At 71.3% G+C, this 18,408-nt stretch carries 19 protein-coding genes; 6 read left to right on the top strand and 13 right to left on the bottom strand.

Features of this window, described 5'->3' with window-relative positions:
• Window positions 1-242 (top strand): hypothetical protein (locus JYK17_RS04020; RefSeq protein ID WP_222809763.1); only part of this gene is annotated, 242 nt, incomplete at its 5' end.
• Window positions 243-483: 241 nt separating this feature from the next.
• On the opposite strand, the gene JYK17_RS04015 is transcribed toward JYK17_RS04020, so the two are convergent.
• Entirely contained in the window at window positions 484-1,575 is a 1,092-nt protein-coding gene (locus JYK17_RS04015) for a hypothetical protein (RefSeq protein WP_128801146.1), read from the bottom strand.
• 118 nt (window positions 1,576-1,693) lie between these two features.
• On the opposite strand from JYK17_RS04015, the gene argG reads away from it, so the two are divergent.
• Complete coding sequence (gene argG / locus JYK17_RS04010) at window positions 1,694-3,148, top strand: argininosuccinate synthase (protein ID WP_128801147.1); 1,455 nt, start codon at window positions 1,694-1,696, stop codon at window positions 3,146-3,148.
• 116 nt (window positions 3,149-3,264) lie between these two features.
• Here the strand turns inward: argG and JYK17_RS04005 are convergent, their stop codons facing one another.
• Both JYK17_RS04005 and JYK17_RS04000 read right to left on the bottom strand, forming a co-directional pair.
• A complete protein-coding gene (locus JYK17_RS04005; RefSeq protein ID WP_128804362.1) occupies window positions 3,265-3,915 on the bottom strand; it encodes a phosphoribosyltransferase in 651 nt (216 codons plus the stop codon).
• 68 nt (window positions 3,916-3,983) lie between these two features.
• Window positions 3,984-4,409 (bottom strand): CBS domain-containing protein, encoded by a 426-nt coding sequence (locus JYK17_RS04000; protein ID WP_108012405.1) that lies wholly within the window; start codon window positions 4,407-4,409, stop codon window positions 3,984-3,986.
• Window positions 4,410-4,736: 327 nt separating this feature from the next.
• Between JYK17_RS04000 and JYK17_RS03995 the strand changes: the two genes are divergently transcribed.
• On the top strand, window positions 4,737-5,165 hold the full coding sequence (locus tag JYK17_RS03995; RefSeq protein ID WP_108012518.1) for an ATP-binding protein: 429 nt from the start codon (window positions 4,737-4,739) through the stop codon (window positions 5,163-5,165).
• 31 nt (window positions 5,166-5,196) lie between these two features.
• On the opposite strand, the gene JYK17_RS03990 is transcribed toward JYK17_RS03995, so the two are convergent.
• The 3 genes from JYK17_RS03990 to JYK17_RS03980 form a co-directional block, all read right to left on the bottom strand.
• Complete coding sequence (locus JYK17_RS03990) at window positions 5,197-5,898, bottom strand: SDR family oxidoreductase (RefSeq protein WP_108012404.1); 702 nt, start codon at window positions 5,896-5,898, stop codon at window positions 5,197-5,199.
• A 100-nt stretch (window positions 5,899-5,998) separates the two neighbouring features.
• Window positions 5,999-6,589, bottom strand: coding sequence for a PadR family transcriptional regulator (locus JYK17_RS03985; protein ID WP_108012403.1), 591 nt, complete (start codon window positions 6,587-6,589; stop codon window positions 5,999-6,001).
• A 24-nt stretch (window positions 6,590-6,613) separates the two neighbouring features.
• Window positions 6,614-7,402: an SGNH/GDSL hydrolase family protein gene (locus tag JYK17_RS03980; protein ID WP_222809762.1), complete on the bottom strand. Its 789-nt coding sequence runs from the start codon at window positions 7,400-7,402 to the stop codon at window positions 6,614-6,616.
• Window positions 7,403-7,489: 87 nt separating this feature from the next.
• On the opposite strand from JYK17_RS03980, the gene JYK17_RS03975 reads away from it, so the two are divergent.
• A complete protein-coding gene (locus JYK17_RS03975) occupies window positions 7,490-8,449 on the top strand; it encodes an alpha/beta fold hydrolase (RefSeq protein ID WP_108012517.1) in 960 nt (319 codons plus the stop codon).
• 1 nt (window position 8,450) lies between these two features.
• On the opposite strand, the gene JYK17_RS03970 is transcribed toward JYK17_RS03975, so the two are convergent.
• From JYK17_RS03970 to JYK17_RS03960, 3 genes are all read right to left on the bottom strand, one after another.
• On the bottom strand, window positions 8,451-9,230 hold the full coding sequence (locus JYK17_RS03970; RefSeq protein ID WP_108012401.1) for an SDR family NAD(P)-dependent oxidoreductase: 780 nt from the start codon (window positions 9,228-9,230) through the stop codon (window positions 8,451-8,453).
• A gap of 37 nt (window positions 9,231-9,267) precedes the next feature.
• A complete protein-coding gene (locus JYK17_RS03965) occupies window positions 9,268-10,374 on the bottom strand; it encodes an NAD(P)/FAD-dependent oxidoreductase (RefSeq protein WP_108012516.1) in 1,107 nt (368 codons plus the stop codon).
• Window positions 10,375-10,534: 160 nt separating this feature from the next.
• A complete protein-coding gene (locus JYK17_RS03960; protein WP_108012400.1) occupies window positions 10,535-11,449 on the bottom strand; it encodes a LysR family transcriptional regulator in 915 nt (304 codons plus the stop codon).
• 154 nt (window positions 11,450-11,603) lie between these two features.
• On the opposite strand from JYK17_RS03960, the gene JYK17_RS03955 reads away from it, so the two are divergent.
• Window positions 11,604-13,910, top strand: coding sequence for an FdhF/YdeP family oxidoreductase (locus JYK17_RS03955; protein ID WP_108012399.1), 2,307 nt, complete (start codon window positions 11,604-11,606; stop codon window positions 13,908-13,910).
• Window positions 13,911-13,943: 33 nt separating this feature from the next.
• On the opposite strand, the gene JYK17_RS03950 is transcribed toward JYK17_RS03955, so the two are convergent.
• The 3 genes from JYK17_RS03950 to JYK17_RS03940 all read right to left on the bottom strand — a co-directional run bounded on the left by JYK17_RS03950 (window position 13,944) and on the right by JYK17_RS03940 (window position 16,693).
• Window positions 13,944-14,909 (bottom strand): hypothetical protein, encoded by a 966-nt coding sequence (locus JYK17_RS03950; protein WP_222809761.1) that lies wholly within the window; start codon window positions 14,907-14,909, stop codon window positions 13,944-13,946.
• 128 nt (window positions 14,910-15,037) lie between these two features.
• On the bottom strand, window positions 15,038-15,703 hold the full coding sequence (locus JYK17_RS03945) for an SDR family NAD(P)-dependent oxidoreductase (RefSeq protein ID WP_108012397.1): 666 nt from the start codon (window positions 15,701-15,703) through the stop codon (window positions 15,038-15,040).
• A gap of 102 nt (window positions 15,704-15,805) precedes the next feature.
• Window positions 15,806-16,693 (bottom strand): NmrA family NAD(P)-binding protein, encoded by an 888-nt coding sequence (locus JYK17_RS03940; RefSeq protein WP_108012396.1) that lies wholly within the window; start codon window positions 16,691-16,693, stop codon window positions 15,806-15,808.
• Window positions 16,694-16,812: 119 nt separating this feature from the next.
• Here JYK17_RS03940 and JYK17_RS03935 point away from each other — a divergent pair, with 119 nt between their 5' ends.
• Window positions 16,813-17,742: a LysR family transcriptional regulator gene (locus tag JYK17_RS03935; protein WP_108012395.1), complete on the top strand. Its 930-nt coding sequence runs from the start codon at window positions 16,813-16,815 to the stop codon at window positions 17,740-17,742.
• Between the two features lie 31 nt (window positions 17,743-17,773).
• On the opposite strand, the gene JYK17_RS03930 is transcribed toward JYK17_RS03935, so the two are convergent.
• On the bottom strand, window positions 17,774-18,325 hold the full coding sequence (locus JYK17_RS03930; protein WP_108012394.1) for a dihydrofolate reductase family protein: 552 nt from the start codon (window positions 18,323-18,325) through the stop codon (window positions 17,774-17,776).
• Window positions 18,326-18,408: the final 83 nt, after the last annotated feature.

Genomic DNA, 18,408 nt, shown 5'->3' with positions numbered 1-18,408 from the left:
CGCGCCGACCCCGGATCCTCGGCGCGCTTGACCATCACCGACCGGCCGTCGTCCAGGCGGACTTCGGCGACCGCGCCGGAGAGCGGGCGCGCGCCACGCACCGTACGGCCGGTGATCCGGGCGGCGGCCGATCCCGGCCCGCCCGAGCCCGGCCCGCCCGAGCCCTGCCGGTCCGCGCCCTGCCGGTCCGCGCCCGGCCCGTCCGATCCCTGTCCGTCCGCGGCCTGCCCGTCCGATCCTGACCCGTCCGATCCTGACCCGTTCGATCCTGACCCGTTCGATCCCGGCCTGTCTGAGCCCTGCCCATCTGAGCCCTGCCCGTCCGAGCCCGGCCCGACCGAGCCCGGCCCGCCCGAGCCCTGCCGGTCCGCGCCCGGCCCGACCGATCCCGGCCCGACCGATCCCGGTCCGCTCGAGCCCTGCCCGTCCGCGCTCGGCTCATCCGCGCCCGGTCCGTCCGCGTTCCGGTCGTCGTCCAACGGGTCAGACCTCCTCGTCGTCGCCGTCGCTGTCGTCGTTGGCGGCGTACGGATGCACGGACCGTTCGTCGCCGAAGGGGATGAACCAGTCCTGGACGGTGCCCTCGGCCTCGCCGTCCGCGGCCGGGACGTACAACCAGTCGTGGTCCATGTCCTCCCCCAGCCGGTCGGCGAAGACCTGCAGGGCCGTCTCGACCTCCTCGCTGAGCAGGTCGTAGAGGTCGGCCGTCGCCTCGGCCTGGCCGACCAGGAACTTCAGCAGGAGTTCCTCGGCGACACAGCTGAGGCGGCCGAAGTGCGGCCGCATGAGGCGGCCGGTCATGGTGACGGCCGTGACGGTCAGCCGGCGCGCGAACAGGACCGTGTACTGCTGGGCGAACTGCGGCGGCAGTTCGTCGAGGATCATGAACGGCGCGTCGGTGTCCGCGACGGTGGGCCCCTCCTCCTCCAGACCGGCCAGATCCGTGAACAGCTCGTCGACCAGGAGATCGACGGCGTGGACGACGGCGCCCGCAGCGATCTCCGCCGCCTCACGACTGACGAGCCGCTTCTCCTCGTCGTCCGCGTAGCCGAAGGACGCCGGCGGAAAGGCCTGCAGGGTCGGCGCGAGGGAGCGGAGCCTGCGCCGCATGTCGTCGACCTCGGCGTCGTCGCGGCGGCGGACGGGCTCGCCCGTCGGCCGGGCCTCGGCGTGCCGGCGGGCGCGTTCCGCGGGGTCCGCCGGCGGGGCGTCGGGGCCGTCGGCCGCGTCGAGGCTCTCCTGCAGCAGCTCGGGGGCCAGATCCACTCCGCAGCGGGTGATCTCCCAGTCGGCGAGTGGCTCGGTCCGCTCCAGCACCTCCGCGACGACCTCGCGCGCGGCGTCCTCGGCGAACTCCAGGGCCGGGGCGTCGACGTAGAGCTTGAGCAGGGCCCCCTTGGGATGGACGGCGATGATGTCGTCCACCAGGTCGACCTCCATCCCGTCGGGGCCCTCGATGGCCGCGATCGAATCAAGGCCCTTGCGCAGCAGGAAGATCACGCCTTCCCGCTGAAGAACGTCGAGTTCCGTGGCGCCCTCGGGGAGCTCCACGTCCACAGTCACCGCGTATGTCACACGATCATGGTGCCTGAGCGGGGGCGCCCCAGGGGCGGGAACCTGCGGGAACCCGTCTCAGGGGCGGCCTCGCACCATGGGCTTTGCATGACCATGCGAGATGATGCATACTCTTCCTATGTCCAAGGTCCTCACCTCCCTTCCCGCCGGCGAGCGCGTCGGCATCGCCTTCTCGGGCGGCCTCGACACGTCCGTCGCGGTCGCGTGGATGCGCGACAAGGGCGCCGTCCCGTGCACCTACACCGCCGACATCGGTCAGTACGACGAGCCCGACATCGCCTCGGTGCCCGGCCGTGCGAAGACCTACGGCGCCGAGATCGCGCGTCTCGTCGACTGCCGTGCGGCACTGGTCGAGGAGGGCCTGGCCGCGCTCACCTGCGGCGCGTTCCACATCCGCTCCGGCGGGCGGGCGTACTTCAACACCACGCCGCTCGGCCGCGCCGTCACCGGCACGCTGCTGGTGCGGGCGATGCTGGAGGACAACGTCCAGATCTGGGGCGACGGTTCGACGTTCAAGGGCAACGACATCGAGCGGTTCTACCGCTACGGCCTGCTCGCCAACCCCCACCTGCGGATCTACAAGCCCTGGCTGGACGCGGACTTCGTGACCGAGCTCGGCGGCCGCAAGGAGATGTCGGAGTGGCTGGTCGCGCACGGCCTGCCCTACCGCGACAGCACGGAGAAGGCGTACTCCACCGACGCCAACATCTGGGGCGCCACGCACGAGGCCAAGACCCTGGAGCACCTGGACACCGGCGTCGAGACCGTTGAGCCGATCATGGGCGTACGGTTCTGGGACCCCGAGGTCGAGATCGCCGCCGAGGACGTGACGATCGGCTTCGACCAGGGCCGCCCGGTGACGATCAACGGCAAGGAGTTCGCCTCCGCCGTCGACCTGGTGATGGAGGCCAACGCCATCGGCGGCCGCCACGGCCTCGGCATGTCCGACCAGATCGAGAACCGCATCATCGAGGCCAAGAGCCGCGGCATCTACGAGGCGCCGGGCATGGCCCTGCTGCACGCCGCGTACGAGCGCCTGGTCAACGCGATCCACAACGAGGACACCCTCGCCCAGTACCACAGCGAGGGCCGGCGCCTGGGCCGTCTGATGTACGAGGGCCGCTGGCTGGACCCGCAGGCGCTGATGATCCGTGAGTCGCTGCAGCGCTGGGTCGGCGCGGCCGTCACCGGCGAGGTGACGCTGCGGCTGCGGCGCGGCGAGGACTACTCGATCCTCGACACCACGGGCCCGGCGTTCAGCTACCACCCGGACAAGCTGTCGATGGAGCGCACCGAGGACTCCGCGTTCGGCCCGGTGGACCGCATCGGCCAGCTCACCATGCGCAACCTCGACATCGCCGACTCCCGCGCCAAGCTGGAGCAGTACGCCGGGATCGGCCTGATCGGCACCGGCAGCCCCACGATCGGCGCCTCGCAGGCGGCCGCGACCGGGCTGATCGGCACGATGCCGGAGCTGCCGGAGGGCGGCGCCGAGGCCATCGCCTCCCGTGGCGAGGTCTCCGAGGAGGACGTGCTGCTGGACCGCGCGGCGATGGAGTCCGGCACGGACTGACGTTGCCGGAGGGGGTTGGACTTGCCCTTCCGCCGCTTCCGCGAAAGGCCGGCTCGACGGTGCGCGTACCGTCGAGCCGGCCTTCTGCGCTGCCCGGACGCGGGCAACCCGTGGATTCAGTGCTCGGTCGTCGTGTCCAGTGCCCGCAGTACGTCGTCGTCCGTCAGCTGCTCGAACTCCTCGTAGCAGTTGCCCACGGCCAGGAAGGCGGGCGGCTGTTGCAGGCAGAGCACCTCGTCGGCCTCGGCCCGCAGCCGGTGCGTCGCCTCCGGTGAGCCGACCGGCACGGCCAGCACGACGCGGGCGGGCTTTCTGCGCCGTACGAAGCGCAGGGCTGCGCGGGCGGTGGACCCGGTCGCGAGCCCGTCGTCCACGACGATCACGGTGCGGTCCCTGAGGTCGGGCGCGGGGTGGCCCTGACGGTAGAGGCGCTCGCGGCGGTGCAGCTCCGCGCGTTCGCGCTCGACCACGGGGGCGAGCTCCGGTTCGCCGAGGCCCAGGTGCTCCAGGGCACGCTCGTCGAAAAGGGGTTCGTCGTCGCCGACGATCGCGCCGACGCCCAGTTCCTCCTCGTACGGGACTCCGATCTTCCGTACGACCAGCACGTCGAGCGGGGCGCCGAGCGCCGCGGCCACCTCCTGGGCCACGGTGACACCGCCGCGCGGCAGGGCGAGGACCACGGGATCGGTCAGCATGCCCTTCTCCTGCTCGAACCGCAGCCGTCCGGCCAGCTCCCGTCCGGCCTGCTCACGGTCGTGGAACCGCATCGCGCTCGCCACTTTCTGCCTCACTCCCTTCCCCACTCCCTTCCGCTTCTCCGTCCGCCCGCCCCGGCTCAGCGGTTCGGTGCCGCCCTGCCGATCTCCTCCAGGGCGGCGTGCGTGTCCTCGACGGCGGCGAGGTCGCCGAGGCTGACCATGCCGACGGGGCAGCCGCCGCGTTCGACGACCGGGAGCCTGCGTACGGCGTGACGGCGCATCAGTTCCATGGCGAGGTCGGTCGTGTCGTCCGGTGCGAGGGTCGCCACCGGCGGGGGCGTGCACACGGATCCAACGGTCGTCTCGGCGGGGTCGAGGCCCTCGGCGAGCGCCCGGACCACGATGTCGCGGTCGGTGAGCACACCGAAAAGGTCGCAGTCGTAGGCGACCAGCACATCGCCGACGTCCTGCTCCCGCATCACTCCGGCCGCCCGCGCCACGGTGGTCATGGGCTCCACGGCGGCCGCACCCGGCGACATCACGTCGCGTACCTTCCGGGTCATGGCACCTCCCCAATCCTCGACGGGCGAGATTGCGCGTGGTGCCCGCGTAACCCGGGGTGCAATCGGTAAACCGGCGCGGTGGCCGGAATGCGCGTCCTGCCGGACCGTCCCTCGCAGGGCGGCGGCAGAAGCGCGGAGCTGATCCAGCGGTTCGTTCGGTCTGGCGTGGGCAGGATGACCCCCCGTCGCGGAACGGAGGTCGCGTGAGACGGCACGGGTCGGATATGGCCAGTTTCAGCCACGCATCGTGTGCGGAGTGACATTGTTCGGTCACTGGGCGCTTCTAGCAGTGTCGAGTCTTTTCAGTGGCATTCGGGAGGGATGCGTGTGCTGAGACGTGAGACGCTCCGGCTTCCCCGGCATCCGGCCTCGGTCGGTTTGGCGCGGTACCGGGTACGGCAGCATCTGACAGCCTGGGGGCACAGCAGGGGGGACGAGGTCACGGAGAGAGTCGTCCTGCTGGCCTCGGAGCTGGCGGCCAACGTCATACGGCACGGACCCATCCTTGAGCGCGAGTTCGAGCTGGCGGTGACGGCGCGGGCCGACGGCTCCTGTTTCATCGCGGTGTCCGAGGCGAGTGCCACGGAGCCCGTGCTGCGCGCGGAGCCGACACCGGAGGACGAGGAGGGCAGGGGCCTGCACCTCGTCGACCAGCTGGCGCAGACCTGGGGGGTACGCAGCCGGGGGCGGAACGGCAAGACGGTGTGGGCGGTGGTCCGTCACCCCCGTCCGCGTACGGTGGCCGGCGTGCCGTAGCCGGGTTCGGCGCACCGGCCGGACAACAGGTCTACTGCGTCAACTGCGGGTACAGCGCCGCCGGATCGGCGGCCAGTCCGGCCTTGACCTCCCGCGAGACGTCGTCGGCGAGCACTTCGTACGCTCCCGACTCGATGCCGTCGAGGGCGAGCGCGGCGACGGTGCCGGGCTCGGACTTGGGCGCGTCGATACGGGTGGTCAGATCGGTGTCCACATAGCCGACGTGCAGTCCGGTGACCGCGATCCCGCGCGGCTGCAGCTCCAGGCGCAGGGAGTTGGTCTGCTGCCACAGGGCCGCCTTGGAGGCGCTGTAGGAGCCGGCGATGCCGAGCCAGGAGAGCACCGAGTGGACGTTGAGGATGTGGCCGCCGCCGTTGCGCTCGATGACCGGGGCGAGGGCACGGGTCATCAGCAGCGGGCCGTAGAAGTTGATCTCGAACTCGCGGCGCACGTCGTCCACCGGGGTGTCCAGGAAGGTTCCGCCGACCGAGGCCCCGGCGTTGTTGATGAGCACCGTGACGTCCTGAGCGGCCGCGGCGGCGGCCGCCACCGACTCCGGGTCGGTGACCTCCAGGGCCAGCGGTACGGCGTCGGGGTGCGTCACCGTGCGGGGGTCGCGTGCGGTGGCGTACACCTTGCCCGCCCCTCGGGCGTAGAGCTCCTCCACCAGAGCCTTGCCGATGCCCCGGCTGCCGCCGGTGACGAGCACCACTGCGTCTTTGATCGCGGTCATGGCTGTTCCTTCCCACGCGGAAAACCGATCGGTTTCCACCATCGTAAACCGATCGGTTTCCAGCGCCAACCCCGCGCCGGTGACTCCTGACACAGTCGGCTCAGCCGTCCGCCTTTCCGCCGCGCACCGAGGCGCGCTGATCGAGCCGTGCGAGGACCGCCTCGCACCACTGGAGGTTGCCGCGCTCGAAGGCGATCCCGCCCTGGAGGGTGAGGTAGGGCCCGATGCGCTCGGCGGTGGCGAGGTACTCCTCCTCGCTGCGGCCGTCGAGCATGCGCTCCTTCATCCGGTGGTAGCGGGCCAGCTTGGCGGTGGACCGCTCCTGCCGCTCGGCGACCGCGGCCCGTACGGCCTCGAACTCCTCCGCGTCCCCGATGTCGACGCACTGCACCTTGACCATCAACTCGTCCCGGATGGCCGGAGGTTTGGCCGGCGCCCTGCCGACGTAGTCGCGCAGCACCTCGAGACCGGCGTCGGTGAGCGAGAAGAGGCGCTTGTTGGGCCGCCGCTCCTGCTGGACGACCCGGGCGGAGACCAGCCCTTCCTTCTCCATCCGCTCCAGCTCCCGGTAGAGCTGCTGGGGTGTGGCCATCCAGAAGTTGGCGACCGAGGCCTCGAAGCCCTTCGCGAGGTCGTACCCGGACGCCTCGCCCTCCAGGAGCGCGGCCATCACCGCGTTGCGCAGAGCCATTGGCCCAGTTTATCGGCGAGTTGATTAATCAATGGGGTGACTAACCGGCAGCAGCTCGGGGCGTTTGGCCTGCCGTCCGTCGCCGGACGAGCGGCCACGCACGCGCCGCACGAGCCAGGGCCCCAGGAAGGTGCCGACCCAGCGCAGTTCGGCACCGACGGCGCGCAGGCCCGTGCGGGCCGCCGGGTCGGGGGGCAGGGGGTGGGTCCAGCTGTCGTCGCTGCCCGGCAGGTCGAGGGCGTGGGCGACCGCGGCGGCGATGAGGGCGTGTCCGCGCGGGGCGGCATGCAGCCGGTCGGCGCTCCAGATCCTCGGATCGGTCACCACCGGGTACGGCGCCGAGTCGACCACCGCGACGCCGTGCCGTCCGGCCGCCTCCCGGATACGGGCGTTGAGGGCGAGGACGCGCGGGGCGAGCGGCCGGGCCGGCGGGGCGATCCGGCCGATGTCGGGGAAGGTCAGCGTGGCGACGCGGGCGCCCTGTGCGGTGAGCGCGGCGAACATCGCCTCCAGATGACCGGCCACCTCGTCCGCGTCGAACCGGGGCCGCAGCACGTCGTTGACCCCTGCGACGACCGTCGCGAGATCGGGCCGCAACGCCAGCGCGGGCGCCAGCTGCCGGGCCCGCACCTGCCCCGCCAGGAGGCCGCGCACCGCCAGATTGGCGTACCGCAGATCCGGGTTGTCGCGGGCGATCAGCTCGGCGAGCCGGTCCGCCCACCCCCGCAGACCCCGCACCTCGTCGCCGTCTCCGACCCCTTCGGTCTGGCTGTCGCCCAGGGCGACGTAGCGCAGATACCCACCGCCTGCCACGGATCGACCGCCTTCCGCCCCGTCACGCACCCAGCTGTTCCACTAGTCACCTATTCGCATTGTTGACTATAACGTATGCTCCGGCCCATGCCTGCGCATCGCACGATCGACGTGAACGGGATCCGGCTGCACATCGCCGAGCACGGCGAAGGGCCGCTGGTCGTGCTGCTGCACGGCTTTCCGGAGTCGTGGCGCTCCTGGCGACACCAGTTCGGTCCGCTGGCGGACGCCGGTTTCCGTGTGGTCGCCCCGGACCAGCGGGGGTACGGGCGCAGCGACCGGCCGGCCGAGGTGAGCGCGTACTCCATCCTCCATCTCGTCGGCGACGTCGTCGGGCTGATCCGCGCGCTGGGCGAGGAGCAGGCGTACGTGGTCGGGCACGACTGGGGCGCTCCGGTGGCCTGGCACACCGCGCTGCTGCGGCCGGACCTCGTGCTCGGGGTCGCGGGTCTGAGCGTGCCACCGCCCTTCCGCAGCGCGGAGCCGCCGCTGGCCGTCATGGACCGCAGGTTCGACGGCCGCTTCTACTGGAACTACTTCAACCGGCCCGGTGTCGCCGACGCCGAGTTCGCCCGGGACACCCGCACCACCCTGCGGAAGTTCTTCTTCATGGCCTCGGGCGACGCTCCGGGCGCGGTCGGCGTCGAGCAGATGCTGGTCGAGCACGGCCGGGGCTGGCTGGAGAGCGCGCCGGACCCCGAGGTGCTGCCCCCGTGGTTCACCGAGGCCGACCTCGACGCGCTCACCGAGGATTTCTCCGGGGGCTTCACCGGAGCGCTCAACTGGTACCGCAATCTCGACCGCAACTGGGAGCTGACCGCCCCCTGGCACGGCGCCGTCGTGAACACACCCGCGCTCTACGTCTACGGCGACCGCGACCCGGTGCCCGCCTTCACACCCGACCTCATCGCCGCCCTCCCCCGCCTGATGCCGAGCCTGCGCCGCGAGCCGCTCGAACTCGCGGGCTGCGGCCACTGGACGCAGCAGGAACGCCCCGACGAGGTCAACTCCGCGCTCGTCGACTTCCTGAGCGGGCTGCGGGGCTGAACTAGTGCACGGACAACCCGCCGTCGACGAAGAGGGACTGCCCCGTGATGTAGCCGGAGGCGTGGCTCGCCAGGAAGACGGCCGCCCCCGCGAAGTCCTCGGCCAGGCCGTTGCGTCCGATCATCGTGCGGGCGGCCAGCTCCGCCACCTTCTCGGGGTCCGACGACAGGCGGGTGTTGAGGGGTGTCATCACGAAACCCGGGACCAGCGTGTTGCAGGTGACGCCGTGCGGCGACCACGCCTCCGCCTGTGAGCGGGCCAGGGACTCCAGCGCCCCCTTGGACACGCCGTAGGCCCCGCTCTGCACGAACGCCCGGTGCGCCTGCTGGGAGGTGACGTGGATGATCCGACCGAAGCGCCGCTCGGCCATGCCGGGACCGAACCGCTGTCCCAGCAGGAAGGGCGCCTCGAGGTTGACCGCCATCGTGGCGTCCCACACGTCCTCGCCCAACTCCCCCAGCGGGGGACGCAGGTTGATCCCCGCGCTGTTGACGAGGATGTCGGGCTCCCCGAAGACCTCCACCGCCTTCTCCGCCGCCGTGCGCACGCCGTCGCGGGAGCCGAGGTCACCGCTCACCCCGGCCGCCCGGCAGCCCTCGGCCGTCAACTCCTCGACCGTGGAGGCCAGTTCCTCCTTCCGGCGCGCCACCACCACGACACTCGCCCCGGCCCGCGCGAGGGCCCCGGCGATGGCCCGGCCGATGCCGGAGCTGCCGCCGGTCACCACGGCCACCCGGCCGTCCAGCGAGAACAGTGCGGAGAGATACGTCTGCGAGGTCATACCCGCACCCTAGGTCAGGGGTCGGTGCACCCCATGATCAGGTGGCGGTGTACCCCAGCTGGCGCCTCATGTACGGCGTCATGAGCGTCTTCGCCTTGGCCAGTACGGACGTACGGCCGCCGAGGACCGCGCTCTCGCCGCCCGGCACCGGCAGCAGGGTCAGTCCGTCGGCCGCACCGAAGGGCACGATGAGCGGGGTGCGGTGCATCGGCCGGTACAGACGGGGCTGCTTGCGGTGCTTGCCCGCACTGCCGAGATGGGCGCGGATGTTCCAGGCGGCGAGGTCGGCCTGGGCCAGCGCGGTCGGGGTGATCTTGAGTTCGGTGGCGTCGTTCACGTCGCCGACCGCGAACACGTCGAGGTACCCGTCGACGCGCAGCGCCCGGTCGACCCTGACATGCCCGGACGCGTTCAGCCAGGCACCGTGTCCGCCGAGGCGCAGCCAGAGCGTGTTGGGTGTGGTGCCCGTCGCCCAGAAGGACAGATCCGCCTCGATGACGTTGCCGTGTGCGTCGCGGTAGGTGCCGAAGTCGTGGCCGGGCGACATGAACGAGTCGAGCCGTACCTCCACGTCGTGCGCCTCCAGCCAGGCCCGCGCCTTGCGTCCGGCCCGTTCGACGCCCGTGTTGTGCAGCAGCACCGATCCGGAGTGGGCGAGGGTGACCCGGGCGTCCGGCCGGGCCAGGCGTATCTCGGCGCTGAGTTCGACGCCGGAGGGGCCTCCGCCCACAACGAGGACGTGGTCGGCTTCGGCGATCTTGCGCTGGTGCCCGGCGAGTGCCTTCACCGCCTCGTCGGCGGTGGTGCCGGTGAAGCGGGCCGGCTCGGGGTAGTCGGCGCCGCTGGCGATCACCACCACGTCGTACGGCAGCCGCTCCCCTGTCCCCAGCACGACCTGCCGTTCCTCGGTGTCGATGCGGACCGCCTTGCCCACGACGACACGGCCGTTGTGCAGCAGCCGGTCGTAGGGGATGAAGGGGGTCACCGACCACTCCGGGCGCACTCCCGCGCGCAGGGAGGAGATGCGGTGGAAGAAGACGTCCTTGCGGTCCAGCAGCGTCACGCGTGCCGCCGAGTCGAGCCGCCGCGCCAGCCGGACACCCGCGTAGCCGCCGCCGATCACCACCACGTCACCGTCGTGCACCACGCGTCTCCTGTGCCTGTGGGGGGGGGAGCGACGCGATGCGTGTGCTTCCTCTGCTTCCTCGGCCGCTCGAATCTGCGCACGAGAGTAGCGCTTGAAACCTAAAGTTAACCGTGAGGTGTGTGTGCATTCTGTGAAGCGTGTGCAGGGGCGACGAAATCTAGACAGGCAGCCGCTCCAGCGCGGCGGCGATACCCGCCTGGTCGACGGTGTCGAGAAGTGCCTGCCCGATGACCGAGATTGGCTCGCGCGCCGGGAGCACCAGGCCGATGCGTTCCGTGCGGACCGGGCGGACCAGGGGTACGGCGCGCATGCCCGCGGGGACCCCGAACACATGGAGCCAGGCGTGCGGCACGATGCTCGCCCACTGGCCGGATCTGACCTGGGCGAACAGTGAGGCGATCGAGTCGGTCTCGACCCTCGGGGTCACCGAGGCGCCCACCGCCTCGAACGCCGCCTCCAGGACCTGCCGCCCCTGCATCCCGGGATGCAGCAGACACAGCGGGTACCGGGCCGCCTCCTCCCAGGAGATCTCCGCGGGGCCGGCGTCGCGGTCGGAGCGCTGGATCAGCAGGACGTAGCGCTCGCGGTACAGCGGGACGAACTTGAAGCCGTGTTCCACGACGGTGCTGTGGTAGGTGACGGCGGCGTCGAGTTCGTACGTCCGCAGCCGGTTCACGATGTCCACGGACTGCAGGTCCGCGAACACCTGGACCGTCGCGAGCGGGTTGGCGGCGCAGAACGGCTGGGTCAGCAGGGCGACCGCCGTGGCCGCGGTCGGCACGGTCCCGATGCGCAGCCGCCCGCTGAGCCCGGCCTGCAGTGCCTGGATCTCGTCCTGCATGGCGTCGCGGTCGGCGAGGATGCGCTGCGCCCACAGGACGACGCGCTCGCCCTCGGGCGTGAAGCCGTCGAATCTGCGGCCCCGCAGGACGAGGGGGATGCCCAGCTCCTCCTCCAGTTTGCGGATGCCCTCGGACAGCGCCGGCTGGGAGACGTAGCAGGACTGCGCCGCCTTCGCGAAGTGGCGGGCTCGGGCGAGGGCGACGAGGTACTCGAGTTGGCGCAGCAGCACCCTGCCATGATCCCCCCTGCCCGGAAGTCCGGCGCCGGTGGTGCCGATCACGCTGCGGTGATCGGCGCTGCCTGTCAGGCGATAAGAACTTCCGCTTTGACCTGGCCCGACGTGCTGCCGAAAAGTGGCGGGGACGGAGAGGGCGTGGTGTGCGGTGCGGGACTTCGAGGAAGACGGAGCGGAAGAGGGCGAGCTGTCGGTCTCGGCCCCCAGGACGTGGGCCACCGGCGCGCCCGCGGTCGCCCATGCGCTGACGTACGCGCTGGGACAGACCTCGCCGAGGCGCACCGCGCTGACCCTGCTCAACGTCAACCAGGCGAAGGGCTTCGACTGTCCCGGCTGCGCCTGGCCCGACCCCGGCCCAAGGCATCGCCACCTCAACGAGTACTGCGAGAACGGGGCCAAGCACGTCAGCGACGAGGCCACCTCGCGGCGGGTGACGGCGGAGTTCTTCCGGCAGTACTCCGTCGACGAGTTGAGCCGGAAGTCGGACCACTGGCTCAACCAGCAGGGCCGGTTGACCGAGCCGATGGTGTTGCGCGAGGGCGCGACCCACTACGAGCCGATCGGCTGGGACGAGGCGCTGGATCTGCTGGCGCGCGAACTGCGCGCCCTGGCCCACCCCGACGAGGCGCTGTTCTACACCTCCGGGCGGCTCGCCAACGAACCCGCCTTCCTGCTCCAGCTGTTCGCGCGCGCCTTCGGCACCAACAACCTGCCCGACTGCTCCAACATGTGCCACGAGTCGAGCGGTTCGGCCCTGGGCGAGACCCTGGGCATCGGCAAGGGCAGCGTGAGCCTCGACGACCTCTACGACTCCGATCTGGTCTTCGTCGTAGGCCAGAACCCCGGCACCAACCATCCGCGCATGCTGTCCGCGCTGGAGGAGACCAAGCGGCGCGGCGGCTCCGTCGTCGCCGTCAACCCGCTGCCCGAGGCCGGGTTGCTGCGCTTCAAGCACCCGCAGAAGGCGCGCGGCGTCATCGGCCGCGGCACCGACATCGCCGACCAGTTCCTGCAGATACGGCCCGGCGGCGACCTCGCCCTCTTTCAGGCGCTGAACCTGCTGCTGGTCGAAGCCGAGGACAAGGAGCCCGGCACCGTCCTGGACCGGGAGTTCATCGAGGCGCACACCACGGGATACGACGCCTTCGTCGAGCACATCCGCGAGACGTCCTGGGACGCCGTGCTGGAGGCCACCGGCCTGAGCCGGGACGAGATCGAGCGGGTGCACGAGCGGGTGCTGGCCAGCCGCAGCGTCATCGTCTGCTGGGCGATGGGCCTGACCCAGCACAAGCACGGCGTGCCGACCATCCGAGAGGTCGTCAACTTCCTTCTGCTGCGCGGCAACATCGGCCGTCCGGGCGCGGGCGTCTGCCCGGTCCGCGGGCACAGCAACGTGCAGGGCGACCGCACCATGGGCATCTGGGAGCGGATGCCGCAGGCGTTCATGGACCGGCTCGGGGCCGAGTTCCACTTCACGCCGCCGGCCCGGCACGGCCTGGACTCGGTCGACTCCATCCGGGCCATGCGCGACGGGCGGGCCAAGCTCTTCGTCGGGGTCGCGGGCAACTTCGTCCGGGCCACGCCCGACAGCGAGGCCACCGAACGCGCCCTGCGCAACTGCCGTCTGACGGCGCACATTTCGACCAAGCTCAACCGCTCCCACGCGGTGTGCGGGCGCACCGCGCTGATTTTGCCGACGCTCGGCCGCAGCGACCGGGACGTCCAGGCGGGCGGCGAGCAGTTCATGACGGTCGAGGACTCCATGAGCGAGGTGCACGCCACGCGCGGCCGGCTCGCGCCCGCCTCACCGCACCTGCTGAGCGAGGTCTCCATCATCACCCGCCTCGCCCGCCGGGTCCTCGGCTTTGAACCGGACATCCCCTGGGCGCAGTTCGAGGCCGACTACGACCTCGTGCGCGACCGCATCGCCCAAGTCGTCGAGGGATTCCACGACTTCAACGAGCGGGTACGGCAGCCCGGCGGCTTCCGTCTGCCGAACCCGGTCAACGAGCGGGTGTTCCGCACCCCCAGCGGCAAGGCCGTGTTCAGCGTCAACGACTTCACGATGCTCCGGGCCCCGAAGGGCCATCTCGTCCTGCAGACGCTGCGCTCGCACGACCAGTGGAACACGATCCCCTACGCGATGGACGACCGCTACCGCGGCATCAAGGGCGGCCGCCGCGTCGTCCTGGTCAACCCTGCCGACCTCGCCGACCTCAACATCGCGGACGGCAGCCTCGTCGACCTGGTCAGCGTCTGGTCGGACGGCTCGGAACGCCGCGCGGACGGCTTCCGGGCCGTCGGCTACCCCACTCCCCCGGGCTCGGCCGCCGCGTACTACCCGGAGACCAATGTCCTGGTGCCGCTCGACAGTGTCGCGGACATCAGCAACACCCCTACGTCGAAGGGCGTGATCGTCCGCCTGGAGCGGGCGCCGGAGCGGACACCGGTCTGAGCGGAACGGGCACCGCCCCGGCGGGAGCCGTGCTCACGACGACTGGTCCTCCAGTACGTCGTGCGCCTTGCGGGCGGCGTCGCGCTCCCAGCGCAGCTGCTTGTCCAGCTCGGTCCGGTGCTCGGCGACGAGCCGCTTCTGGATGCGTACGTCGATGGCGTGCACGGTGCGGATGTAGCCGGTCCGCTGCTTGCAACGGGCGTCCGCGGTGGCGGCCTTGCGCTCCAGAACGGACGGCTCGCTCGTGTCGCGGCGCTGCCCGCTCAGCCGCGCCTTCAGCTCCTGGGCGGTACGGTCACTGCCGGTCACGGCGTCCTCGGGGGTGGCGTAGTGGTAGCGCGACGCCCGCATACAGCCGGACCACGCCTTGTCCGCCTTCTTCCACACCGGGTCCCGCATGCCTTGCCGCAGGCTCTTGGTCTCCAGCTCCAGCACCGGGTTCCTGTGGTCCTGGGGGCTGGCCCCGTAGATCGCCCGGTCCGCCTCGCCGAGACAGCCGCGCTCCGGAATGCGGTGTCCGTGCACGGACTTGGGGTCGTCCCCGACGAACTCACCGGTGAGCGCGAGATATTGGGGCAGGGTCCACTTCCGCTTCGAGTGGCGGCGCTCGTAGTCGGCCTGCGCTCCGTGATAGCCGTGGCGCTCGGCCTCCTTCGGGTCCTGGATGCTGTAGCGGAAGTCGTCCGAGGCGTACAGGAACATGCTGAACGCGCCTGTGCCGGACGGGCGTTGGGGCCAGGTGGGCAGGGGGTCGAGGGCGAGGTTCTGCAGGCCGTCGAACCCGAGCCGGCCCATGCACCGGCCCGCGAGCGTCCACCGGGCCCGCTCGATCGTACGGCCGTCCTCGTCCGGCAGGTCGTACGCGGCCAACGGCTGGAAGGCCGAGTCGTTCGACGAGGTGGGCCGTCCGTGGGACGCGGGCGTGCCGGGCTGCCGCCCGCATCCCGCGAGGACGAGTGCCGAGGTGAGGACCACCAGGAGGGGGACGGCTCTGCGCATCGGCCCAGCTCATCAGGGGTTGCGATCAACCACTGTGGTGGAAGCCATAGTTCCGGGTCACAGGGGGATCACAGCTGCCGTGGCTCATGGGGTGCGGGTACGTGGTCGCAAGCGCCCGGCGTCAGGCATCAGTCATCCAGGTCGTCCGCGAAGTGCCGGTAGCCGTGCCGGGCGCGGTGCATCTCCCACAGCATGTCCGCGAGGACGGCCGGGTCCTTCCTCTGGTGCCCGGGGACGATCGCGCCGGGGATGATCAGCTGCGCGACATGGATGCCCTCGGTGGCGAGGGTGTTGTGCAGCAGATGGCCGTACGCACTCTCCGCGGCGAAGGCGATGGAGGTGCCTGCCCGGTCGGCGTGCGGGACGACCGCGCTGCCGCCGTTGACGAAGAGGACGGTTCCGCGGCCCAGGGCCCGCATGCCGGGCAGCACCTGCTGGACGGCCGCGACCGGCCCGTAGACGGAGAACTCGATCGGTCCGACGAGGTCGATGTGCGTGGTCTCCAGCACCGGCAGCATGAAGTCGCGCTGCGGGACGGGGCTGTACTGCAGCACCTCGATGGGACCGATCTCCGTACGAGCCCTGTCGAGGGCGGCCGCGAGGGCCTTCGGGTCGCGTACGTCGGCGGCGAAGCCGCGTGCGGTGACGCCGGTGGCGGTCAGCTCCTCGGCGAGCGCGCGGGTGCGTTCGTGGTTGCGGGAGACGAGCGCCACGTCGAATCCCTCGCGGCCGAAGCGGCGGGCTACGGCCGCGCCGAGGCCCGGTCCGGCTCCGATGACGGCGATGGTGGTCATGGTCGCTCTCCCTTGGTCCGCACGCTCACTTCTGGCACCTGTCCAGCACAGCCCTTACGGCACCCGTCCAGCACACCACTTCCGGCACCGGCGCGCTCCCCCTCAGCCGCCGAGGACGGCCGGCTTCAGTACGTCCTCGCACCACTGGCGGAAGGTGGTCGGCGAGTTCGACCGGTCGGTGCGGGTCACGCCGTCGTCGAGCCCGGCGTCCTTGGCCGTCATCATGTCCAGCATTCCCTGCGCCACTGCCTCGGAGTTGCCGAACTGCAGCATCCGGTCCTTGAAGTCCGCGCCCGGCACCTGCTGGAAGCGGACCGGCCGTTCCAGGACCTCGGACATGATCTCGGCCATCTCCTCGAAGGACAGATCCTCCGGCCCCAGCACGGGAAGCTCCTCCACGCCGGTCCAGCCGTCGTCGAGCAGCAGGTCCGCGGCCACCGCGGCGATGTCGTCGATGGCGCAGGTGGGCGACGTGCGGTTGCCGGAGATGGGCGAGGTGAACATTCCCCGCGTCTTGATCAACTCGGTCTGGCGCAACAGGTTTTCCATGAACGAGGGCATCACCAGCGCCCGGTGGTGCACGCCCGTCGCGGCCAGCAGGTCGTCCAGGGCGAGCGACGCGGTGACGGGTCCGGCGTGCTCGGCCAGCGGCGTACCGCGACCGAGGGCCGAGACGGACACGACCCGCTCGACGCCCTGGGGCCTCAGAGCGTCGAGCGCCGGGCGGCTGAAGCCGACGTAGGCGTCGTCGAGGCTCCGCGCCTGCGGCATCGGGGGGATCAGCCAGAACAACGTGTCCGCCCCGGTGAACGCCTTGGCGATCACCTCGGGATCACCGTGCGAGCCCTCGACGATCTGGACCCGCTCGCGCACGTCGGCGGGCAGCCGCGCCGCATCGCGCACGATCACCCGAACCGGTGCGTCGGCGGCCAGCAGACGGTCGAGGGTACGGCGGCCGATCTGGCCGGTCGGAGTGGTGACAACGATCATGAAAGTGGCTCCTCGGAGGAGTGCTCGCTGATGACGTCTTGCTGATGACGTTCTTCAGTCAACTCCGGGCGCCCGCGGACCTGAAGGACCGATCGGATCACCACTGATACCCTGCGGGTATGAGTGATCTGGAGGTCAGACAGCTCAGGTATTTCGTCGCCGTCGCCGAGGAGCTGCACTTCGGACGCGCGGCGAACCGGCTGGGCATGGCGCAGCCTCCGTTGTCACGCGCGATCCGCGAGATCGAGCGGCAACTGGGCGTGACGCTTCTGGAGCGTACGACCCGTCGGGTCGCCCTCACCGCCGCCGGCGAGGTCCTGCTGCGCGACGCCCGTACGGCACTCGCCGCGGTCACCGCAGCCGGCCGCCGGGCCCAACATGCGGGCCGGTCCGAGCCCACGCTGCGCCTGGCGATGAAGGCCGACTACGACGGGGGTCTGCTGCCGCAGATCCTGGCCGCGTACCGCGCCGAGCCCGCCGCCCTTCCCCTGCAGTTCGTCCTCGGCGGACGCGCGCAGCAGGAACCGGCGCTGCGCGACGGCCGCGCGGACATCGCGCTGCTGCAGCGGCCGTTCGACGACCGCGGCCTCGACGTGGAACCGCTGCTGACCGAGCCCCGCCTGCTCGCCGTCGCCGCGACCGACCCGCTCACCGCACACGAGCAACTGCACCTGGCCGATCTCAAGGGCCGCTTCCTGCCGGACGGACGCGCCGCGGACCGGGAGGACCTCCCGCCGGTCCGTGCGACCGGGCCCGGCCCCGACGGACAGCCGGCGAGACAGCCCCGCCAGCTGGACCTGGCGCAGATCTTCAACCTCGTCGAGCTGGGCGACAGCGTCTGGTTCCCACCGGCATCGATCGTCCGGCGCCACCCGCGCCCGGGCATCGTCCACCGACCCGTCGTCGACCTCCCCCCACTCCAACTCGCCCTGGCCTGGCCCCAGGAGTCCCACTCCCCGGCCGTCGCCGCCTTCGTCCGCACGGCTTGCGAGGTGGCCGCCGCGACCGCGCCCATGGGCACGGGTATGGCTACGGCTACGGGCACCTGAGTGGTCGGCGAGCGGCTGGGCGACTGACGGCTCAGCGGCGGACGCGGTAGCGGATGTGGGTGGCCTCCGGGGTGTCGATCACCCGGACGATCTCCAGCTCGATCTCCGACGTCAGGACGTCGAACAGCCGCCGGCCGCGACCGAGCAGCATGGGGACCTGGTGGATCTGCACCTCGTCCAGCACACCGGCTTCGAGCGCGCGTTGCGCCGTGTACGCGCCCCGCACCTGCACGTCCTTGTCCCCGGCGGCGGCCTTTGCCTGCGCCATGGCGCTCTCGATCCCGTCGAGCACGTACGTCACCAGCGGGTAGCCCCAGCGGGCGGCCGGGCCGGGCGGACGGTGGCTGGGCACGAAGATGGGCAGGCCTCCGTGATCGCCGCCCCAGTGATCCATGAGCTCGGCGGTCCGGCGTCCCGCGAGCACCGCACCTGCGGCCGTCCATTCGTCCTGGAAGCCGGCCGCCACCTCGGACAGCCGACCGGAACCCCCGTCGGCCGCGGCCCACTTGTGCAGCCGCTCGCCGTCCTCGCCGCCGAGAAAGTCGTCGGGGTCGGCGACGTACCCGTCGAGGGACACCGACATGTCGAGCACTCATGTGGACACTTCGACCTCCTGTGCCGTGGCCGTCATCCGCTGTCGTCCCCCTGTGCTGTAGACCGAAGCCG

It is taken from the genome of Streptomyces plumbidurans, assembly GCF_019857225.1.
Classification (GTDB): Bacteria; Actinomycetota; Actinomycetes; order Streptomycetales; family Streptomycetaceae; genus Streptomyces; species Streptomyces plumbidurans.
This window is presented reverse-complemented; position numbering and strand designations above follow the sequence as displayed.

Excerpts from the sequence above, each read along its gene's own strand:
- argG (WP_128801147.1), top strand. The coding sequence starts at position 1,694 with ATGTCCAAGGTCCTCACCTCCCTTCCCGCCGGCGAGCGCGTCGGCATC.
- JYK17_RS04005 (WP_128804362.1), bottom strand. The coding sequence starts at position 3,915 with ATGCGGTTCCACGACCGTGAGCAGGCCGGACGGGAGCTGGCCGGACGG.
- JYK17_RS04000 (WP_108012405.1), bottom strand. The coding sequence starts at position 4,409 with ATGACCCGGAAGGTACGCGACGTGATGTCGCCGGGTGCGGCCGCCGTG.
- JYK17_RS03990 (WP_108012404.1), bottom strand. The coding sequence starts at position 5,898 with ATGACCGCGATCAAAGACGCAGTGGTGCTCGTCACCGGCGGCAGCCGG.
- JYK17_RS03985 (WP_108012403.1), bottom strand. The coding sequence starts at position 6,589 with ATGGCTCTGCGCAACGCGGTGATGGCCGCGCTCCTGGAGGGCGAGGCG.
- JYK17_RS03975 (WP_108012517.1), top strand. The coding sequence starts at position 7,490 with ATGCCTGCGCATCGCACGATCGACGTGAACGGGATCCGGCTGCACATC.
- JYK17_RS03970 (WP_108012401.1), bottom strand. The coding sequence starts at position 9,230 with ATGACCTCGCAGACGTATCTCTCCGCACTGTTCTCGCTGGACGGCCGG.
- JYK17_RS03950 (WP_222809761.1), bottom strand. The coding sequence starts at position 14,909 with ATGCGCAGAGCCGTCCCCCTCCTGGTGGTCCTCACCTCGGCACTCGTC.
- JYK17_RS03945 (WP_108012397.1), bottom strand. The coding sequence starts at position 15,703 with ATGACCACCATCGCCGTCATCGGAGCCGGACCGGGCCTCGGCGCGGCC.
- JYK17_RS03940 (WP_108012396.1), bottom strand. The coding sequence starts at position 16,693 with ATGATCGTTGTCACCACTCCGACCGGCCAGATCGGCCGCCGTACCCTC.
- JYK17_RS03935 (WP_108012395.1), top strand. The coding sequence starts at position 16,813 with ATGAGTGATCTGGAGGTCAGACAGCTCAGGTATTTCGTCGCCGTCGCC.
- JYK17_RS03930 (WP_108012394.1), bottom strand. The coding sequence starts at position 18,325 with ATGTCGGTGTCCCTCGACGGGTACGTCGCCGACCCCGACGACTTTCTC.